The 17761-nt window shown below is 70.0% G+C and carries 9 protein-coding genes; 3 read left to right on the plus strand and 6 right to left on the minus strand.

Annotated elements, in window-relative coordinates; all coding sequences use genetic code 11:
* The 3 genes from ACIHAR_RS10805 to ACIHAR_RS10815 form a co-directional block, all read right to left on the minus strand.
* Positions 1-998, minus strand: a 998-nt coding sequence (locus tag ACIHAR_RS10805) for an alpha-amylase family glycosyl hydrolase (protein ID WP_400018630.1), incomplete at its 3' end; no start/stop codon positions are given.
* Positions 995-3115 (minus strand): alpha-1,4-glucan--maltose-1-phosphate maltosyltransferase, encoded by a 2121-nt coding sequence (locus ACIHAR_RS10810; protein WP_400018632.1) that lies wholly within the window; start codon positions 3113-3115, stop codon positions 995-997. The genes ACIHAR_RS10810 and ACIHAR_RS10805, both read right to left, overlap by 4 nt.
* A gap of 355 nt (positions 3116-3470) precedes the next feature.
* A complete protein-coding gene (locus ACIHAR_RS10815) occupies positions 3471-4712 on the minus strand; it encodes a S8 family peptidase (RefSeq protein ID WP_400018634.1) in 1242 nt (413 codons plus the stop codon).
* 322 nt (positions 4713-5034) lie between these two features.
* Between ACIHAR_RS10815 and ACIHAR_RS10820 the strand changes: the two genes are divergently transcribed.
* The 3 genes from ACIHAR_RS10820 (at position 5035) to ACIHAR_RS10830 (ending at position 12213) form a co-directional block, all read left to right on the plus strand.
* Positions 5035-7659, plus strand: coding sequence for a glycosyltransferase family 1 protein (locus tag ACIHAR_RS10820; protein ID WP_365472261.1), 2625 nt, complete (start codon positions 5035-5037; stop codon positions 7657-7659).
* A gap of 427 nt (positions 7660-8086) precedes the next feature.
* On the plus strand, positions 8087-11611 hold the full coding sequence (locus ACIHAR_RS10825; RefSeq protein ID WP_400018637.1) for an RHS repeat-associated core domain-containing protein: 3525 nt from the start codon (positions 8087-8089) through the stop codon (positions 11609-11611).
* Positions 11608-12213 carry an SMI1/KNR4 family protein gene (locus ACIHAR_RS10830; RefSeq protein ID WP_365472267.1) on the plus strand — a complete coding sequence of 202 codons (606 nt, stop codon included), beginning with the start codon at positions 11608-11610 and terminating at the stop codon, positions 12211-12213. Before ACIHAR_RS10825 ends, ACIHAR_RS10830 begins: the two co-directional genes overlap by 4 nt.
* A 738-nt stretch (positions 12214-12951) precedes the next feature.
* Here the strand turns inward: ACIHAR_RS10830 and ACIHAR_RS10835 are convergent.
* The 3 genes from ACIHAR_RS10835 to ACIHAR_RS10845 form a co-directional block, all read right to left on the minus strand.
* Positions 12952-13473 carry a DUF1990 domain-containing protein gene (locus ACIHAR_RS10835; protein WP_365474562.1) on the minus strand — a complete coding sequence of 174 codons (522 nt, stop codon included), beginning with the start codon at positions 13471-13473 and terminating at the stop codon, positions 12952-12954.
* A 70-nt stretch (positions 13474-13543) separates the two neighbouring features.
* A complete protein-coding gene (locus ACIHAR_RS10840; RefSeq protein WP_365472824.1) occupies positions 13544-15208 on the minus strand; it encodes a M4 family metallopeptidase in 1665 nt (554 codons plus the stop codon).
* A gap of 323 nt (positions 15209-15531) precedes the next feature.
* A complete protein-coding gene (locus ACIHAR_RS10845) occupies positions 15532-17574 on the minus strand; it encodes a M4 family metallopeptidase (RefSeq protein WP_365472821.1) in 2043 nt (680 codons plus the stop codon).
* Positions 17575-17761 lie beyond the last annotated feature (187 nt).

Raw genomic sequence — 17761 nt, forward strand, 5'->3', positions numbered from 1 at the left:
GTCAGCTCGTCGTGGTTCCGCAGGAAGATCCCCCACTGACAACCCGACGGAATGGCCGGGGTCTTGGCGAGGATTTCCGAGACGGGGTAGCGGGACTCCCGGCGCACCGCCATGAAGATGCGCGGCATGACCGGGAAATGGAAGGCCATGTGGCATTCGTCGCCGCCGGAGGCGAAGTCGCCGAAGTAGTCGACGACGTCCTCGGGCCACTGGTTGGCCTCCGCCAGGATGACCGTGTCCGGGTAGTGGGTGTCGATCTCCTTGCGGACCCGCTTGAGGAACTCGTGCGTCGCCGGGAGGTTCTCGCAGTTGGTGCCCTCCTCGGCGTACAGGTAGGGCACGGCGTCGAGGCGGAAACCGTCGATGCCCAGGTCCAGCCAGAACCGCAGCGCGGAGATCATCTCCTCCTGGACCGCCCGGTTCTCGTAGTTGAGGTCCGGCTGGTGGGAGAAGAAGCGGTGGAAGAAGTACTGCTTGCGGACCGGGTCGAAGGTCCAGTTGGAGACCTCGGTGTCGACGAAGATGATGCGGGCGTCGGCGTACTGCTTGTCGTCGTCGGCCCACATGTAGTAGTCGCCGTAGGGTCCGTCGGGGTTGTTCCTGGACTCCTGGAACCACGGGTGCTGGTCGCTGGTGTGGTTCATGACGAAGTCGATGATGACGCGCATGCCGCGCTGGTGGGCGGAGTCGACGAACTCGACGAAGTCGGCCAGGTCGCCGAACTCGGGCAGGACGGCGGTGTAGTCCGACACGTCGTATCCGCCGTCCCTGAGCGGGGACTTGAAGAAGGGCGGGAGCCAGAGGCAGTCGACGCCGAGCCACTGCAGGTAGTCGAGTTTGGCGGTGAGGCCCTTCAGGTCGCCGACGCCGTCGCCGTTGCTGTCCTGGAAGGAACGGACGAGGACTTCGTAGAAGACCGCGCGCTTGAACCAATCCGGGTCGCGGTCTTTCGCGGGCGTGTCCTCGAAGGTGTCCGGAACGGGCTCGTTGACGATCATCGTGTGGGTGACCCTCCGATCTGCGGGTTGGACGGTCGCAGGACGGTGAGGACGTGCGCGGGCCGGGTGCCCGGTTCGAGACGCACGTAGTTGGCCCTGCCCCAGTAATAGGTCTCGCCGGTGAGCTGATCGCGCACCGGCACCGACTCGTGCCAGTCCAGGCCGAGTTGCGGCATGTCCAACGAGACCGTTGCCTCCTGGGTGTGGTGGGGGTCGAGGTTGACGACCACCAGAACCGTGTTCGAGCCGCTCCGCTTCGAGTAGACGATCACCGCTTCCTGGTCGGCGTGGTGGAAGTGCAGATCGCGCAGTTGGCGCAGGGCCGGGTTCGCCCGCCGGATCTCGTTGAGGCGCGTGATCAGCGGGGCGATGGTGCGCCCCTCGCGCTCGGCCGCCTCCCAGTCACGCGGCTTGAGCTGGTACTTCTCCGAGTCGAGGTACTCCTCGCTCCCCTCGCGCAACGGCGTGTTCTCGCACAGCTCGTAGCCGCTGTAGACGCCCCAGGTCGGCGAGAGGGTCGCCGCCAGCACCGCCCGCACCTCGAAGGCGGGACGGCCGCCTTGCTGGAGGTAGGCGTGCAGGATGTCGGGCGTGTTGGCGAAGAAGTTCGGCCGCATGTAGGAGGCCGCCTCCCCGGAGAGTTCGGTGAGGTACTCCGTCAGTTCCTGCTTGCTGTTGCGCCAGGTGAAGTAGGTGTACGACTGCTGGAAGCCGATCTGCGCGAGCGTGTGCATCATCGCGGGCCGGGTGAAGGCCTCGGCGAGGAAGATCACGTCGGGATCGGTGCGGTTGACGTCCGCGATGACCCGCTCCCAGAAGACCACCGGCTTGGTGTGCGGGTTGTCCACCCGGAAGATCCGCACCCCGTACGCCATCCAGTGCCGCAGCACGCGCACCGTCTCGGCGACCAGGCCGTCCATGTCCGCGTCGAAGGCGATCGGGTAGATGTCCTGGTACTTCTTCGGCGGGTTCTCCGCGTACGCGATGGTCCCGTCCGGGCGGTGGTGGAACCACTCCGGGTGCTTCTGCACCCACGGGTGGTCCGGGGAGCACTGCAGCGCGAAGTCCAGCGCGATCTCCAGGCCCAGCTCCCGCGCCTGCTCCACGAACCAGGCGAAGTCCTCGATCGTGCCCAACTCCGGGTGCACGGCGTCATGGCCGCCCTCCGGCGAGCCGATCGCCCACGGCACGCCCACGTCCTCCGGGCCGGGGGTGAGCGTGTTGTTGCGGCCCTTGCGGAAGGTCGTTCCGATCGGGTGGATCGGCGGCAGGTAGACGACGTCGAAGCCCATCGCGGCGATCGCGGGGAGCCGGCGGGCCGCCGTGCGGAAGGTGCCGTGCGGACGCTCGGCCGTGCCCTCGGAACGGGGGAAGAACTCGTACCAGGAGCCGAACAGGGCCCGTTCCCGTTCCACCAGCAGGGGCAGGGTGTCGGACGCGGTGACCAGTTCCCGCAGCGGGTGGCGGGAGAGGACCTCGTCCACCTCCGGGGTCAGCGCGGCCGCGAGACGTGAGGCGGCCGGGCGGCTCTCGTCGCGCAGGGCGTCGGCGGCGGCGAGCAGGACCTCGGCCGCGTCCCCGGGCGCCCCGTCGGCGGCCCGCTCGTGGAGACGGGCGCCCTCCTCCAGGACCAGCTCCGTGTCGATCCCCGCCGGGATCTTGATGCGGGCGTGGTGGCGCCAGGTGGTGACCGGGTCCCCCCAGGCCTCCACGGTGTACGTCCAGTGGCCCGGCGCGTCCGGTGTGACCTCGGCGCCCCATCGGTCGGTGCCGGGGGCGAGTTCGCGCATCGGCGTCCACGGGCCCGTGCGGCCGTCGGGGCCGCGCAGGACGACGTTGGCGGCGACGGCGTCGTGCCCCTCGCGGAACACCGTGGCGGAGATCCGGAAGGTCTCACCGGTGACGGCCTTGGCCGGCCGGCGCCCGTGCTGGACGACCGGGCGGACGTCGAGGACCGGTATGCGCCCCACGGCGGGCGCGTCACCCGCGGAGGATCGCTCCGGGGCCGGCGGTCCGGCGTCGGCGGGGCGCGCGGAGGACGCTGTGGGTGCTGTGGGTGCTTTGGCACGGGACGTGCGGGGTGTCGGGGGTGCTGACGAGTGGTGCGTGGCGGGCATGACCGCTCCTGTCCGCATCAACGAGGGTGGGCGGATGGATGTGGGGAGGTGGGTCCTGCGGTGGGGGGTGCCGGTTGTGCCCGGTCGGGCCGGGGTCGTGCTCGTGTCCGGTCCGGCCGGGGTCGTGCTGGCGTCCGGCCGGGCCGGGGGCGTGCTCGGATCCCGGAACGCCGGACTCGTACGTGTGTCCGGAGGTGCTGGGGGTGTGCTCGGGTCGTACGGGGTCTTGTACCGAAGGAGCCTTCCCACCCTATTCGGGTGAGCAATCCGGCACTTTGTTAACTACTCACGCGTATCTCTCTGTACAAGTCCGGCCCCGTTCAAGGGGAACGGGGCCGGTGACGGGATCTCGCCCCTAGGACCGCGGGATCCGCAGGAGTTCGTCCGGCGAACCGGCCCCCCGGCCGGACACCTTGCCGCCCGACGCCCCCGCGACCAGCGCCCGTTCGACCTGGGCGGGCGTGGCCCCCGGCCGGCCGGCCAGATACAGCGCGGCCGCTCCCGCCGCGTGCGGCGCCGCCATCGACGTACCCGAATAGGTCGCCTGTCCGGTGTCGTTCTTGTGCGACGCGGAGGTGATCGAGACCCCCGGGGCGAACAGGTCGAGCGCGGAACCGTAGTTGGAGGAGGCCGCCCGGGCGTCCCTTCGGTCGGTCGCACCGACGGTGACGGCCTCCCGCACGCCGGCGGGGGAGAGGAGGGCGGCCGGCCGCCCCGCGTTGCCCGCGGCGACGGTGTAGGTGACGCCGGAGCGGATCGAGGCCTTCACGGCGGCGTCCAGTTGGGCGTTGTACGGCCCGCCCAGGCTGAGGTTGGCGACCGCGGGCCTGCGCGCGTTGCGGGTGACCCAGTCGATGCCCGCGATGACCCGCGCGGTGGTGCTCGCGCCGGCGTTGTCCAGCACGCGCACGGCCACCACCCTCGCCTTCTTCGCGACACCGGCGCTCGCGCCCGCGACGGTGCCGGCGACGTGGGTGCCGTGGCCGTTGCCGTCGGAGGCGACGCGGTCACCCCCGACGAAGTCCCAGCCGTAGGAGGCCCGGCCGCCGAAGTCCCGGTGCGTGATCCGGATCCCGGTGTCGATGACGTACACCGTCACCCCGGCCCCCGCGGACCTCGGTGCGGTGTAGACGCCGTTCAGCGGAAGGGACGGCTGGTCGACGCGGTCCAGTCCCCAGGACGGCGGGCTCTTCTGGGTCGTTCGGGACCGCACGCCGCCCCGCGTCGCGTCAACAGCCGTGTCGAGTGTCACCCGGGTGTCCTGGACGACCGACGCGACCCGCGGGTCGGCCGCCAGGCGCCTGGCCTGTCTCTCGCTCGCCTGGACGGCGAAACCGTTGAGGACCGTGTCGTAGGTCTGGCTGATTCTCACTCCGTACCGCGCGGTGATCCCGCGACCGGCCGCCGACGGCGCTCTCACCCCCGCCTCGAGCGTCACGAGGTAGCTTCCACCGACGGAGCCGGGTGCGCCGGCACCGCCGATCCTCCCCTCCGGTGCGGCGTGCGCGGGCAGGGTGACGGCCGAAAGGACCACGGTCGTGGCGACCGCGGCCAGGCCCCCCGCCCGGCGCAGACGGCGTGTTCGCGTCCGTGCCATGGTTCGAGTTCCCCTCCTCGACTCGGCGTACGGCGCGCGCGCCGTACGCACTGGGCAGCCTCTCGTGCGGGGCGAAGCGCCACAAGGTGGCCTGTGGGGGTGGAATCGGCCATAAGGGGGCGGGTTGTCGGGGGGCGCGCGGCGAGCGCGCGCCCGTCCGGCCCGGTCCGTCCCGCGGTCGAGGACGGGGCCCGTCCGGCGCCGGTGCGAGGGGCCGGGGGCGGCAAGCCCTCAGCGACGGCCACCGCAACGCGGGTACCGTCGTCAACGACGTGGACGCACACTGCCGTGCGCCTCTTCCTTACGCACGCCGAGGTGGAATGTGAAGGCGATTCGTCGATTCACCGTCCGACCCCTTCTCCCCGAACCCCTCCGGCCGCTCAGTGACCTGGCCCGCAACCTGCGCTGGTCCTGGCACGCGGAAACCCGTGACCTGTTCCAGTCCGTCGATCCGGAACGCTGGGCCGTGTCGGCCGGCGACCCGATCAGGCTCCTCGGCAGCGTGCGCCCGGCACGGCTCGCCGAGCTCGCCGAGGACCGCCGCTTCCTGCGCCGGCTGTCCGCGGCCGCCGACGACCTGCACGACTACGTGACCGGTGACCGCTGGTACCAGAAGCACGAGGGATCCGCCGAACTCCCTGCCGCCGTCGCCTACTTCTCACCCGAGTTCGGCATCACGGCCGCCCTGCCCCAGTACTCCGGCGGCCTCGGCATCCTGGCCGGCGACCACCTCAAGGCGGCCAGCGACCTGGGCGTCCCGCTGATCGGGGTGGGCCTGCTGTACCGGCACGGCTACTTCCGCCAGACCCTCTCCCGGGACGGCTGGCAGCAGGAGCACTACCCCGTCCTGGACCCCAATGAGCTGCCGCTGACCCTCCTGAAGGAGGACGACGGCACCCCCGCCCAGGTCTCCCTCGCCCTCCCCGGCGGCCGCCGGCTGCGCGCCCGCGTCTGGCTGGCCCAGGTCGGCCGGGTGCCGTTGCTGCTGCTCGACTCGGACGTCGAGGAGAACGACCTCGGCGAACGCGGGGTGACCGACCGGCTCTACGGCGGCGGCAGCGAGCACCGGCTGCTCCAGGAGATGCTCCTCGGGATAGGAGGGGTCAGGGCGGTACGGACGTACTGCCGCCTCACCGGCCACGCCCCGCCCGAGGTCTTCCACACCAACGAGGGCCACGCCGGCTTCCTCGGCCTGGAGCGCATCGCCGAACTCTGCGACGAAGGCCTGGACTTCGACTCCGGCCTGGAGGCGGTCCGCGCCGGTACGGTCTTCACCACGCACACCCCCGTCCCGGCCGGCATCGACCGCTTCGACCGCGAGCTGGTCGCCCGCCACTTCGGCCACGACGCCGAACTCCCGCGCATGGACGTCGGCCGCATCCTCAACCTGGGCATGGAGACCTACCCCGGCGGCGAACCGAACCTCTTCAACATGGCCGTGATGGGCCTGCGCCTGGCGCAGCGCGCCAACGGCGTGTCCCTGCTCCACGGCCAGGTCAGCCGGGAGATGTTCGCCGGCCTGTGGCCCGGCTTCGACGCCGACGAGGTACCGATCACCTCCGTGACCAACGGGGTGCACGCCCCGACCTGGGTCGCCCCCGAGGTGCTGCGCCTGGGCGCCCGCCAGGTCGGCGCCCAGCGCACCGAGGACGCGCTGAGCGTCGGGGGCTCCGACCGCTGGGACTCCGTCGCCGACATCCCCGACCAGGACATCTGGGACCTCCGCCGGAACCTGCGCGAGCAACTGGTCCTGGAGGTACGGGACCGCCTGCGGGCCTCCTGGCGCCAACGCGGCGCGGGCACGGCGGAGCTCGGCTGGATCGACGGCGTCCTGGACCCCGACGTCCTCACGATCGGCTTCGCGCGCCGCGTCCCGTCGTACAAGCGCCTGACGCTGATGCTCCAGGACCGCGACCGCCTGATGGACCTGCTCCTGCACCCGGAACGGCCCCTCCAGATCGTGGTCGCCGGCAAGGCGCACCCGGCGGACGACGGCGGGAAACGCCTGGTCCAGGAACTGGTCCGCTTCGCCGACGACCCGAGGGTCCGCCACCGCATCGTGTTCCTGCCGGACTACGGCATGGCGATGGCCCAGAAGTTGTACCCCGGCTGCGACATCTGGCTGAACAATCCGCTCAGGCCGCTGGAGGCGTGCGGCACGTCCGGCATGAAGGCGGCGCTCAACGGCTGCCTCAACCTCTCCGTCCTGGACGGCTGGTGGGACGAGTGGTTCCAGCCCGACTTCGGCTGGGCGATCCCGACGGCGGACGGCGCGGCCACGGACCCGGACCGCCGCGACGCCATCGAGGCGGCGGCGCTGTACGACCTGCTGGAACAGCGGGTCACCCCCCGCTTCTACGAGCGGGGCCGGCACGGCCTCCCGGACCGCTGGATCGAGATGGTCCGCCAGACCCTCACCCTCCTCGGCCCGAAGGTGCTGGCCGGCCGCATGGTCCGCGAGTACGTCGAACGGCTCTACGCCCCCGCCGCCCGGGCCCACCGCGCCCTGCACCCGGACGCGGCGCGCGATCTGGCGGCGTGGAAGGCGAAGGTGCGCGGCGCCTGGCACGCGGTCACGGTCGACCACGTGGAAACCTCGGCCGCCACGGCGACCGCCGAACTGGGCACGACCCTCGCCCTGCGCGTGCGGCTCACCCTGGGCGACCTGACCCCCGACGACGTCGAGGTCCAGGCCGTCTCCGGCCGCGTCGACACGGAGGACCGCATCACGGACGCGACGACGGTCCCCCTGAAACCGGTCGGCGGCCCCGACCTGGAGGGCCGCTGGGTCTACGAGGGCCCCCTCTCCCTCGACCGCACGGGCCCCTACGGCTACACGGTCCGCATCCTCCCGACCCACCCCCTGCTCGCCTCGGCCGCGGAACTGGGGTTGGTGGCGGGGCCCTCGGAGGAGCTGGGGGAGGGGGCGGGGGTTTTGATGCGGTGAGCGGGAGGGGGCGTTGACACGGAGGCCGAGCAGGGGTGTCGAGGCCGTGAGCAGGAGCGGCGTGTGGGCAGGCGGCCCGGACGCTGCTCCTCCTCACGACTGGGCCTCACCGTCGGCCGACGTGGCAGTGGCCGTTGTGGCCGTGTTGTACGCCCCTGCCCGACGCGCTCGCGGCCGTGACGGGGGCTTGCCCTCGGCACGGCCGCGGCGTGCGGCCTCACCGCCGGCGGCCCGAAGATCGTGGGCTGGGCGGGCCGGCGGAGGTATACGGGGCGGGCTGACGGCATTGTTGGTTGAAGTTCGTTAGCGCTACAGCTGGTCCCAAAACCTCCGTCACGCCGGAGTCCTGACCACGGTCAGGCCGACCACGCTCACGGGCTACAACGCCTTCGGCGAGGCCACCGACAGCAAGGACGCGCGCGGCAAGGTGACCCACACCGACACCGACCGTCTCGGCCGCGCCACCGCCGTGACCCTGCCCGACTACACCCCGCCAGGCTCCACCACTCCGCTGACGGCGACCACTCGCACCACCTACACCGCGCTCGGCCAGCCGCAGACGGAGACGGACCCGCTGGGCCGGGTGACCCGTTACGCCTACGACCAGTTTGGCCAACTGATCGCCCAGACGGACCCGGCGGCCGACGCCGCCGCGGCCCTGGCAGCCGAAACGGACTCCGACCTGCTCAACCCGACGAGCGCGGACGGCGGCGGAATCACCCGCTACACCTGGACGCCCACCGGCCTGCAGTTGTCGGTCACCGACCCGATGGGCGCGCGCACCGAGGCAACGTACGACGAACTGGGCAGGCAGCTGACGGCGACGACGATCGAGCGCCGCCCCAGCCTGGCCAACCTGGTCAGCCGCTACACCTGGGACGACGCGAGCAACCAGACCGCGTCGACGACCCCGTCCGGCCTCACCACGACGAGCACGTACAACGCCGCGGGCGAGCTGCGGACGGTGACGGACCCGGCCGGTACGACCAGGTTCGACTACGACGGCCTGGGCCGCCAGACGGAGGCGACGGACGCCACCAACCGCCGTACGGCGACCACGTATGACGCCCTCGGCAACGTCACCGCGACGACGGACTACGGCACGGGCACGACGCCACTGCGCACGGCAGCAGCCGAGTACGACGTGGAGGGCAACCGTACGGCGGCCATCTCCGCCCGGACGAAGACCCGTAGGACGTACGCGTACGACGCGCTCGGCCGGATGACGACGCAGGTCGAGCCGGTCTCGGCCACGGAGTCGATCACTACGTCCTTCGGATACGACATGGCGGGCAACCTCACCCGCCTGAGCGACGGCCGGGGCCACAAAACCATCTACACCTTCACCAGTTGGGGCCTGCCCGAGTCCACCATCGAGCCGTCGACGCCCGCACACCCGAACGCGGCCGACCGCACCTGGACGACGGTCTACGACAAGGCGGGCCAGGCGGTGAAGGAACTCCTGCCGGGCGGCGTGCAGCGCGAGCGCACTTACGACGGCCTCGGCCGCCTCACGAGAGAGACGGGCACGGGCGCGGAAGCCGCCACGGCGACCCGCACCCTGGAGTACGACCTGACCGGCCGCCTCACCGCGATCGGCACGGCCGACGGCCTGACCCGCAACACCTACACCTACAACGACCGCGGCCAGCTCCTGACCGCCGACGGCCCGGGCGGCACCTCCCGCTACGCCTACAACGCCGACGGCAGCATGACGCAGCGCGTCACTGACGCGGGCACCACCGACTACACCTACGACGGTGCCGGACGCATCGACAGCGTGTGGGACTCGATCACCGGCAAGAACGTGCTGTACGACTTCGACGCGGCAGGCCGCCCCAGTGTGGAGCAGTACGCCACGAGGCCTGCGGGCGCCGAGACCTACACGGTCACAGCGAAGCGCACGTACGGCTACGACAACCTCGGCCGCCTGAACACGGACACGGTGGCCTCGGCGGATGGAGCGACGAACGTTGCCTCGACGACGTACGGCTACGACCTGGACGACAACCTGACATCGAAGACGACGGCAGGTACGGCAGGCGCCGGCACCAACACCTACGGCTACGACCACGCGAACCGCATGACGTCGTGGACGAAGGACGGTACGACAACGACCCCGTACGCATGGGACGCGTCGGGCAACCGCACCCAGGCAGGCTCGACGACGGCGACCTTCGACGCCCGCAACCGTCAACTGACGGACGGCGCGACGACGTACACCTACACGGCGCGCGGCACCTTGGCCTCGGTCGACACCGGCAGCGGCACCCCGCGCACGCTGACCTTCGACGCCTTCGAGCGCAAGATTACCGATGGCGGAACGACCTACACCTACGACTCCCTCGACCGCGTCCAGACGCACGGCTCGACGACCTTCACCTACGACGGAGGCTCCAACAACCTCGCCAACGACGGCACGACCGACTACAACCGCACCCCTGAGGGCACCCTCCTTTCGCTCTCCACCGGCGCGACCCAGCAGTGGGCCCTGACCGACCGGCACACCGACCTGGTCGCCGGCCTGACGACCGACGGCACACAGATCAGCGGCTCGACGTCGTACGACCCCTTCGGCAAGGAAACGGCCACGGCCGGTAGCACGCCCGCGGTCGGCTACCAGTCCGGGTGGACCGACCCGACCAGTGGCGACGTCAACATGGCGGCACGGTGGTACCAGCCGGGGACGGGCAGCTTCGCCTCACGGGACACCTGGCAGCTCGACCCGACACCGTCGGGACAGGCCAACCGCTACGGATATGGCAACGGCGGGCCACTCAACGGCACGGACCCCACAGGTCATCTGTGGCACCCCGAAAGTTCGGGCGGGATGGCAGTGAGCATGGTGCCCATGCACCCTGGAACTCTTCTCCGTAGCTTGAGGGGGCAGCGCCCACGCTCGTCGTCGCGCGCCAGTGGCGGTAGCAGAGTATCGACCAGGGGAATGGCCCGCGCGCAGGGGCGCCGGGTCCAGCAGGAGCAGTACCGCTTCAACTCCAATGTGCGCACCACGCGTCCAACTAACGCCCGTCCGACCAACAGCCGTCCGACGACCTTCCGTCCAAGCGGGAGGCCGGGGAACGGAAGGGGCACTCCTTCTTACCGCCCGACGAACACACCCTCATCCCGCGGCGTCACGCGCCCCCAGACCCCGCGACCGCCGCAGAACCCCAATAGGGGCCCGCACCCGAAGCCGGCACCCAAGCGGCCGGTACCCAAGCCGAGGGTGGATACGGCTCGTATTCAGCAGCGGTCGTTGGATACGGCTGTGGTGGTCGAGGAAAGCACTCTGGTGCGCCTGGCGAATATTGCGAGTGAGGCGTACGCGCCGGATGATCTTCTTGAATTGCTGCCTGTGCCCGTTGACAAGCCTGGTGGGAAGAACGGCGGCCGAGATCGGCAGGACGAACAATGTGATGATGGCCCGGGAGTGAGCCCGACTGGTCACGCCGTCTACCTGCCGCGTGAGCGCTACTACGACACATTTGAGAAGCGCTACGAGTGCCGGGCAACAGGCGTGTACGGTCTGCTCGACGGCAGCGACTACAACAAGGGGCGAAGCGCTCCGGGAACAAATACAAACAACTCCACGCGACCTCCGGGAATGAGAGAGATCGAATCGCAGGGGTACGAAGCCGCCAACGGTCACCTGATCCCTGCCGCTGCGAGTGGCTCCGGGATTGATCTGCGGAACCTGGTAGCAGAATACAAGGAAACCAACCATCCGTACCTCAACTTCGGCGTTGAGAAGGAGATCAGGAAAGCCATCAAGTCAGGCAAACACCTGGCGATCTCCGTGGTGCCGCACTACGGTAACAACGGAAGTGGCATTCCCACCGAAATCGAGTACACCTACGGAACGGTCGAAGATGGCAACATGAAGCACTGTGTGATTACCCAGTCGCCTACGGGCGGGACCACTCGGGGTAGTAAGGAGTGTCCGAAAAGGTGACAGAGGACTACCTGGAGCGCGTACGGGACGTGCTCGGTGAGCCGTCGTGGCGATATCGGGACCCCGAGGCGTGGCGCAAGCTGGAGAGCGAGTTGGGAGTCAGTCTTCCGGCGGACTACAAGGAGATCGTCGATGCTTACGCCCCCGTCCAGATCAACGGCCACCTTTACCTTAGTCATCCGGCGACCGAACGTTGGAACCTAGGCGAACGGATCCGCCGGACCTCCAAGGCTTGGTCGCAGATCGAGTGGGATGACGGGGAACCCGAGGGAGATCCCCGACTCTCACTTGGCATCCCCGAGCTGGTCTTCGGTACTTCGGACGGTCTGATTCCGATCGCCGGCACTGATCGAGGGGAAGAAATCTTCTACGCACCCCGGGGAGCGCTGGGGAGGGGATCGCTCTTTGTCGAGGGCGGTGAGGGAGAGTTCTTCGAGTACTCTTTCTCGTTCGCCGAGTGGCTCTACCGGTGGCTCGTCGGCGAGGAGGTCACCGGCCCGGGCGGTAGTGCTTTCTATCCGGGACCCGTGGCCCTTCGAGACCTGCCCATGTCTTCCGAAGAGCGTCCACAGACTCGATATGGCCCCCCCCGCAGTATGTGAAAGAACCTCCCCCAGTAGGAGGGAGTGGCGACTTCGAACCCCTCGTCCATCGAAGTGGCGACGGCGACAGGCATGCTGAGAAGTGGTGCGTAGTGGCTACCGTGGTCCTCCGGGCCACCCAGTACGCCATGTCCATCACAACGGGAGACGTTCAGCCGGCCGACGGGCGCCATCGATCGCCCGCCTCGAGCCAATCGTTGCCGTCGTCGTATGGGGGTCTCAGAGAGCCGGATCTCCGGAACGGCACTGCCGATCCGGGTGTCCGGGCACTCGATATGGTCCGGGAGCTACTGTCACTGAGGCACCTAGTAGCCCGGGGCCGGCCGGGCGGCATCCACGGTGGCTGCGGCGAGGAGCATGCGTTGTCTCCCGAGGGCATCCCCGGCCACGGAAGAGACCCTCTACTGAGTTTCGCCGTGTGATGTCGCTGAAGCGCGTGCCCTGACCCGCAACGAAGGGCAACCGTAGAGCGACATCACGCGAAGATCATCAGTAACGGCACGTTGTCGAGAGGGCCACACATCACGGTCATGACTGCCGACGCGGGCCTGGACAAGGTCACGCGCCATCAAGGTTTCGTGCTGTCGGGCTCATCCTCGGATGTCGGGCGCGGGCTGCACCTCGTGCGGGCGTACGCCGACTCCTGGGGCGGCTGGCCGATCGCGGGTGACGACGAACGGCTCACGCGCGGGGCCGGGAAGCTGCTGTGGTTCGAGGTCGGCGGCCCGGCGGCCGTGGTCAGTCCTTGTCCGAGCCCTCCGCCAGACCCCGCAGCACCACCCCGCACCTCCGCGCGTACGCCTGCTGCAAGCCCCGCGTCGCCGGGCCGCCCGCCCTCGCGTACCACTTCGCCGCGCGGCTGAACGCCGACACCGTCAGCCAGACCGTGCCGTCGCCCGTGCGGTCCACGACGAAGGCCTCCTCGCCGCACTCCGGGTGGCCCGGCAGGGTGCCGTACGCCCAGCCCGCCCGTCGGCGTTCCTCCACCGTCCAGACGACGCGGCACGGCGCCTTGATCATGCCCGCCAGGGTGACCGTGACGTCCACGCCGGGAGCCGCGCGGTCGGCGCCGGCGTCGATGCCGACGCCCAGCGTGCGGTGCATCTCCCAGGTGAGGACCGCCTCGGCGGCCCGGCGGAAGACCCCCTCGCCCTCGCCCAGGCGCGTCCGTACGTGCAGGGCGTGGAAGCCGGGCGGGCAGTGGCCGGGCCGGTCGCGCGTCGCGCCGACGTCCTCGTACGTGAAGTCCCCAACAGACATGGGACCCAAGAGTAGGGCGGCACCCGGAATGCCTTCTTCCCGGGTGCCGCCCTCCGTCACTCGTCGTGCGCTAGTTGACGTTGACCGCCGCCCAGGCCGCCGCCACCGTCTTGTACTCGGTGCTGGTGGAGCCGTACAGGGCCGACGCCGCGCTCAGGGTGGCCGTACGGGCGCCCTTGTAGGTGGTCGTCGACGTCATGTACTCGGTGAGGGCCTTGTACCAGATCTGGACCGCCTTGGCGCGGCCGATGCCGGTGACCGTCGAGCCGTTGTAGGTGGGCGAGTTGTACGCGACGCCGTTGACGGTCCTCGCGCCGCTGCCCTCGCTCAGCAGGAAGAAGAAGTGGTTCGCCGGGCCCGAGGAGTAGTGGACGTCCATGCTCGCCAGGCTCGACGACCAGTAGTCGGCCGACGCGCCGTCCTTGCTCGGCTTGTCCATGTACCGCAGCGGGGTGCCGTCGCCGTTGATGTCGATCTTCTCGCCGATGAGGTAGTCGCCCGGGTCGGAGGCGTTCGCCGCGTAGAACTCGACCGCCGTGCCGAAGATGTCGGACGTCGCCTCGTTCAGGCCGCCGGACTCGCCCGAGTAGTTCAGGCCCGCCGTGTTGGAGGTGACGCCGTGGGTCATCTCGTGGCCGGCCACGTCCAGCGACGTCAGCGGCTTGACGTTGCCCGCGCCGTCGCCGTACGTCATGCAGAAGCAGCTGTCCGACCAGAAGGCGTTGACGTACGCGTTGCCGTAGTGGACGCGGGAGTACGCGGCCACGCCGTTGTTCTTGATGCCGTTGCGGCCGAAGGTGTTCTTGTAGAAGTCCCAGGTCGTCTGGGCGCCGTACGCCGCGTCCACCGCCGCCGTCTGGTCCGAGGACGAGCTGGAGGCCGTGCCGGTGCCCCAGGTGTCGTCGGCGTCCGTGAACAGCGTGCCCGCGGAACTGCTGGTGCTGCGCGCCTTGTTGTACGTCTTGTGGCCGCCGCGGGTCGGGTCGTAGAGCTGGTAGGTCGAGCCCGAGAGGTAGGTGCCGAGGGTGACGGTCCCGGAGTAGTTGCTCCTGCCCGTGCCGGTCTCGATGCCCTGGTACTCGTACAGCTTCTTGCCGGTGGCCGCGTCGGTGACGACGTGCAGCTCGTTGGGGGTGCCGTCCTCCTGGAGGCCGCCGACGACCGTCTCGTAGGCCAGCGTCGGCTTGCTGCCGTTGCCCGCCCAGATCACCTTGCGGGGCGCCTGCGAGGCCTCGGTGTCGTCGGAGCCCGCGGCCTTCGCGAGCGAGAGGGCCTGGGACTCGGCCTTCGCCGCGGCCACGGCCGGGCTCAGCGAGGCCACCTCGAGGGTGGCGTTCGTCGCCTTGGTGACGCCCTGCCGGGCGCCCGTCGCCGACTCGTGGACGACCAGGTCGCCGCCGAGGACGGGCAGGCCGGCGTAGGTGCGCTCGTAGCGGGTGTGGACCGTGCCGTCGGCGTCCTTGATGACGTCACGGACGACCAGCTTCTCCTGGGCGCCCAGGCCTATCTCCCGCGCGGTCGCGGGGGCGTCGGCCTGCTGGTCCTGGATCAGGGCGGTGCGGGCGGCCGGGGCGAGCGCGGTCGGTACGGCGAGCGGCTCGGCGCTCGTAAAGTCCGCGGGGGTCTGGGCGGCGGCGGGTCCGCCGGTCAGGCCGGTGGTGACGAGGGCTCCGGCCGCCACCGCGGTGGCGACGGCCAGGGTGGTGCGCTTGTGACGCGCGTAGAGGGGGGTCACACAAGCTCCTTGGGTGTGGGGGAGCCCGGGCGGCGTGGGGAGGCCGGCCGGGGTTGCGGTGAGGTTGTGCGGCGGGTGACAGGAAGAGTGACATCAAGGTCGCGTACATGTCATGACCCCCAAGTGATGTTGTCCGGAAATCGATCAGCCGGTGAACTCTCCCGCCGTGGTGGGGGACTTGACCTCGGTAAAAGGCCAACAGGGAGCGGGTAAGGGGTGCGCAAAATGAGGGCGCCGCCCCGGGGAGTCGAACCTCCGGGACGGCGCCCTGTCTGTGGGGGGTGGGCCTCGGCGTTCCCCCGTCGAGGCCTCCTGGTGGTGGCCTACGGGAAGGTCAGCTTCCAGCTGTTGATGTAGCCGGTGTCGATGGCCGCGTTGTCCTGGACCCGCAGCTGCCACACGCCGTTGGCGACCTCGGACGAGGCGTTCACCGTGTACGTGGTGTCGATGTTGTCCGCGCTCCCGCCGGTGCCGTACGCCTTCAGCGTGTACGCCGTGCCGTCGGGGGCGATCAGCTGCACCCGGAGGTCACCGATGTAGGTGTGGACGATGTTCACGGCGACCTGGAGGTTGGACGGTGCGTTGCCGGTGCGGCCGGAGACGGTGATCGACGAGTTGACCGCCGCGCCGTTGTCCGGGATCGACACGTCGGCGGTGTTCTCGAAGGACGTGCCGCCGCCGTCGCCGGGACGCGAGCCGACCGCGACGCCCGCCCAGGCGTGCGCCACCGCCGCGTACTCGGGGCTCGTCGTGCCGTACAGCTCACCGGCCGCCGCGAGGGTGCCGGTGCGGGCGCCCGCGTAGTTGGTGGTCGAGGTGAACTTCGTGGTCAGCGCGCGGAACCAGATCTTCTCCGCCTTGGCGCGGCCGATGCCGGTGACCGGGAGGCCGTCCGCGGTGGGCGAGTTGTAGGTGACACCGTTGATGGTCTTGGTGCCGCTGCCCTCCGACAGGAGGTAGAAGAAGTGGTTGGCCGGGCCGGACGAGTAGTGCACGTCGATCGAGCCGATGCCCGAGTACCAGCTGTCCTTGGACGCCCCGTCCTTGCTCGGCTTGTCCATGTAGCGCAGCGGGGTGCCGTCGCCGTTGATGTTGATCTCCTCGCCGATGAGGTAGTCACCGACGTCGGAGGGGTTGTTGGCGTAGAACTCGACGGTCGCGCCGAAGATGTCGGAGGTCGCCTCGTTGAGGCCGCCCGACTCGCCGGAGTAGACGAGCTTGGCCGTGTTCGACGTGAGCCCGTGGGTCATCTCGTGGGCGGCCACGTCGATCGACGTCAGCGGGTTGGCGTTGCCGGAGCCGTCGCCGTACGTCATGCAGAAGCAGCTGTCCGACCAGAACGCGTTGACGTAGTTGTTGCCGTAGTGGACGCGCGAGTACGCGCCGACGCCGTCGCCGCGGATGCCGGAGCGCCCGTGCACGTTCTTGTAGTAGTCCCAGGTCAGCGCGGCGCCGTAGTGGGCGTCGGCGGCGGCGGACTCCAGGTTGGACGGGCTGCCGTTGCCCCAGACGTCGTCGGCGCCCGAGAAGAGCGTGCCGGTGCCGGAGGTGCCGCGGTTGAGGTTGTACGTCTTGTGGCCGCCGCGCGCGCCGTCCGTGAGGTTGTACGTCGACCCGGACTGCGTGGTGGTGAGGTCGACCGTGCCGCTGTACACCGTGTTGCCGGTGCCGGTCTCGATCGCCTCCCACTCGTACAGCTTCGCGCCCGTGGTGGCGTCGGTGACGACGTGCAGTTCCTGCGGGGTCCCGTCGTGCTGGAACCCGCCCACGACCGTCTCGTACGCCACCGTCGGCGTGCCGTTCGCCGCCCAGATCACCTTGCGGGGTGCGCGGTTGACGTCAGGGCTCTTGGCCTCCTCCGCCTTCGCGGCGGCCAGGGCCTGCGCCTCGGCCTTGGCGGCGGGCAGCGCGGCCGTGGTGGTGGCCGGCTTGATGGCGGCCCGGGTGGCCTTGACGACGGACTCCGTCACGCCGGCCGGAGTGCTCTCGACGACCAGGTCGCCGCCGAGGACGGGCAGGCCCGCGTAGGTGCGCTCGTAGCGGGTGTGGACCGTGCCGTCGGCGTCCTTGGCGACGTCCCGGACGACGAGCGCCTCCTGGGCGCCGAGGCCCAGCTCCTTGGCGGTCTGCGCCTTGTCGGCGTTCGCCTCGCGTATCAGCTCGGCGCGCTGGGCGGGGGAGAGCCTGACCGACTCCGAGCCCGGGATCGCCTGGCCGGCCGCCTGCGGTGCCTTCTCCGGGGCGGCCGTCGCGGCGCCGGACTGCACGGCGGCGGCGATGAGCGCGGAGACGCCGACGAGGGCGACGGCCGCGGCTCTGCGGTAAGGGGTGTGGGAGGTGCGTCTGGAAGAACTGCTGTTCAACACGGACTCCTTCTGCGCGGCCGCGGGTCACGCGGCCAGGGGAGACCGGACGACGGGTCGGCCGTCCGGGCACAACAAGGCGGTACGCAGAACGGGGTGCTTCTGTGGGGTTGCTGTGAAGCAGCAGTGGGAAGAGTGGCAGCCGACAGCGCTATCTGTCAGGGGCGCGTCAGAAAGTTGGCCGGAAACG

Origin of the sequence: Streptomyces sp. NPDC052016, from assembly GCF_044548445.1 — a bacterium.
Lineage (GTDB): Bacteria > Actinomycetota > Actinomycetes > Streptomycetales > Streptomycetaceae > Streptomyces.

What these genes read in the sequence shown, in the direction of transcription:
- ACIHAR_RS10810 (WP_400018632.1), bottom strand. Translation starts at nt 3,115, where the DNA reads ATGCCCGCCACGCACCACTCGTCAGCACCCCCGACACCCCGCACGTCC.
- ACIHAR_RS10815 (WP_400018634.1), bottom strand. Translation starts at nt 4,712, where the DNA reads ATGGCACGGACGCGAACACGCCGTCTGCGCCGGGCGGGGGGCCTGGCC.
- ACIHAR_RS10835 (WP_365474562.1), bottom strand. Translation starts at nt 13,473, where the DNA reads ATGTCTGTTGGGGACTTCACGTACGAGGACGTCGGCGCGACGCGCGAC.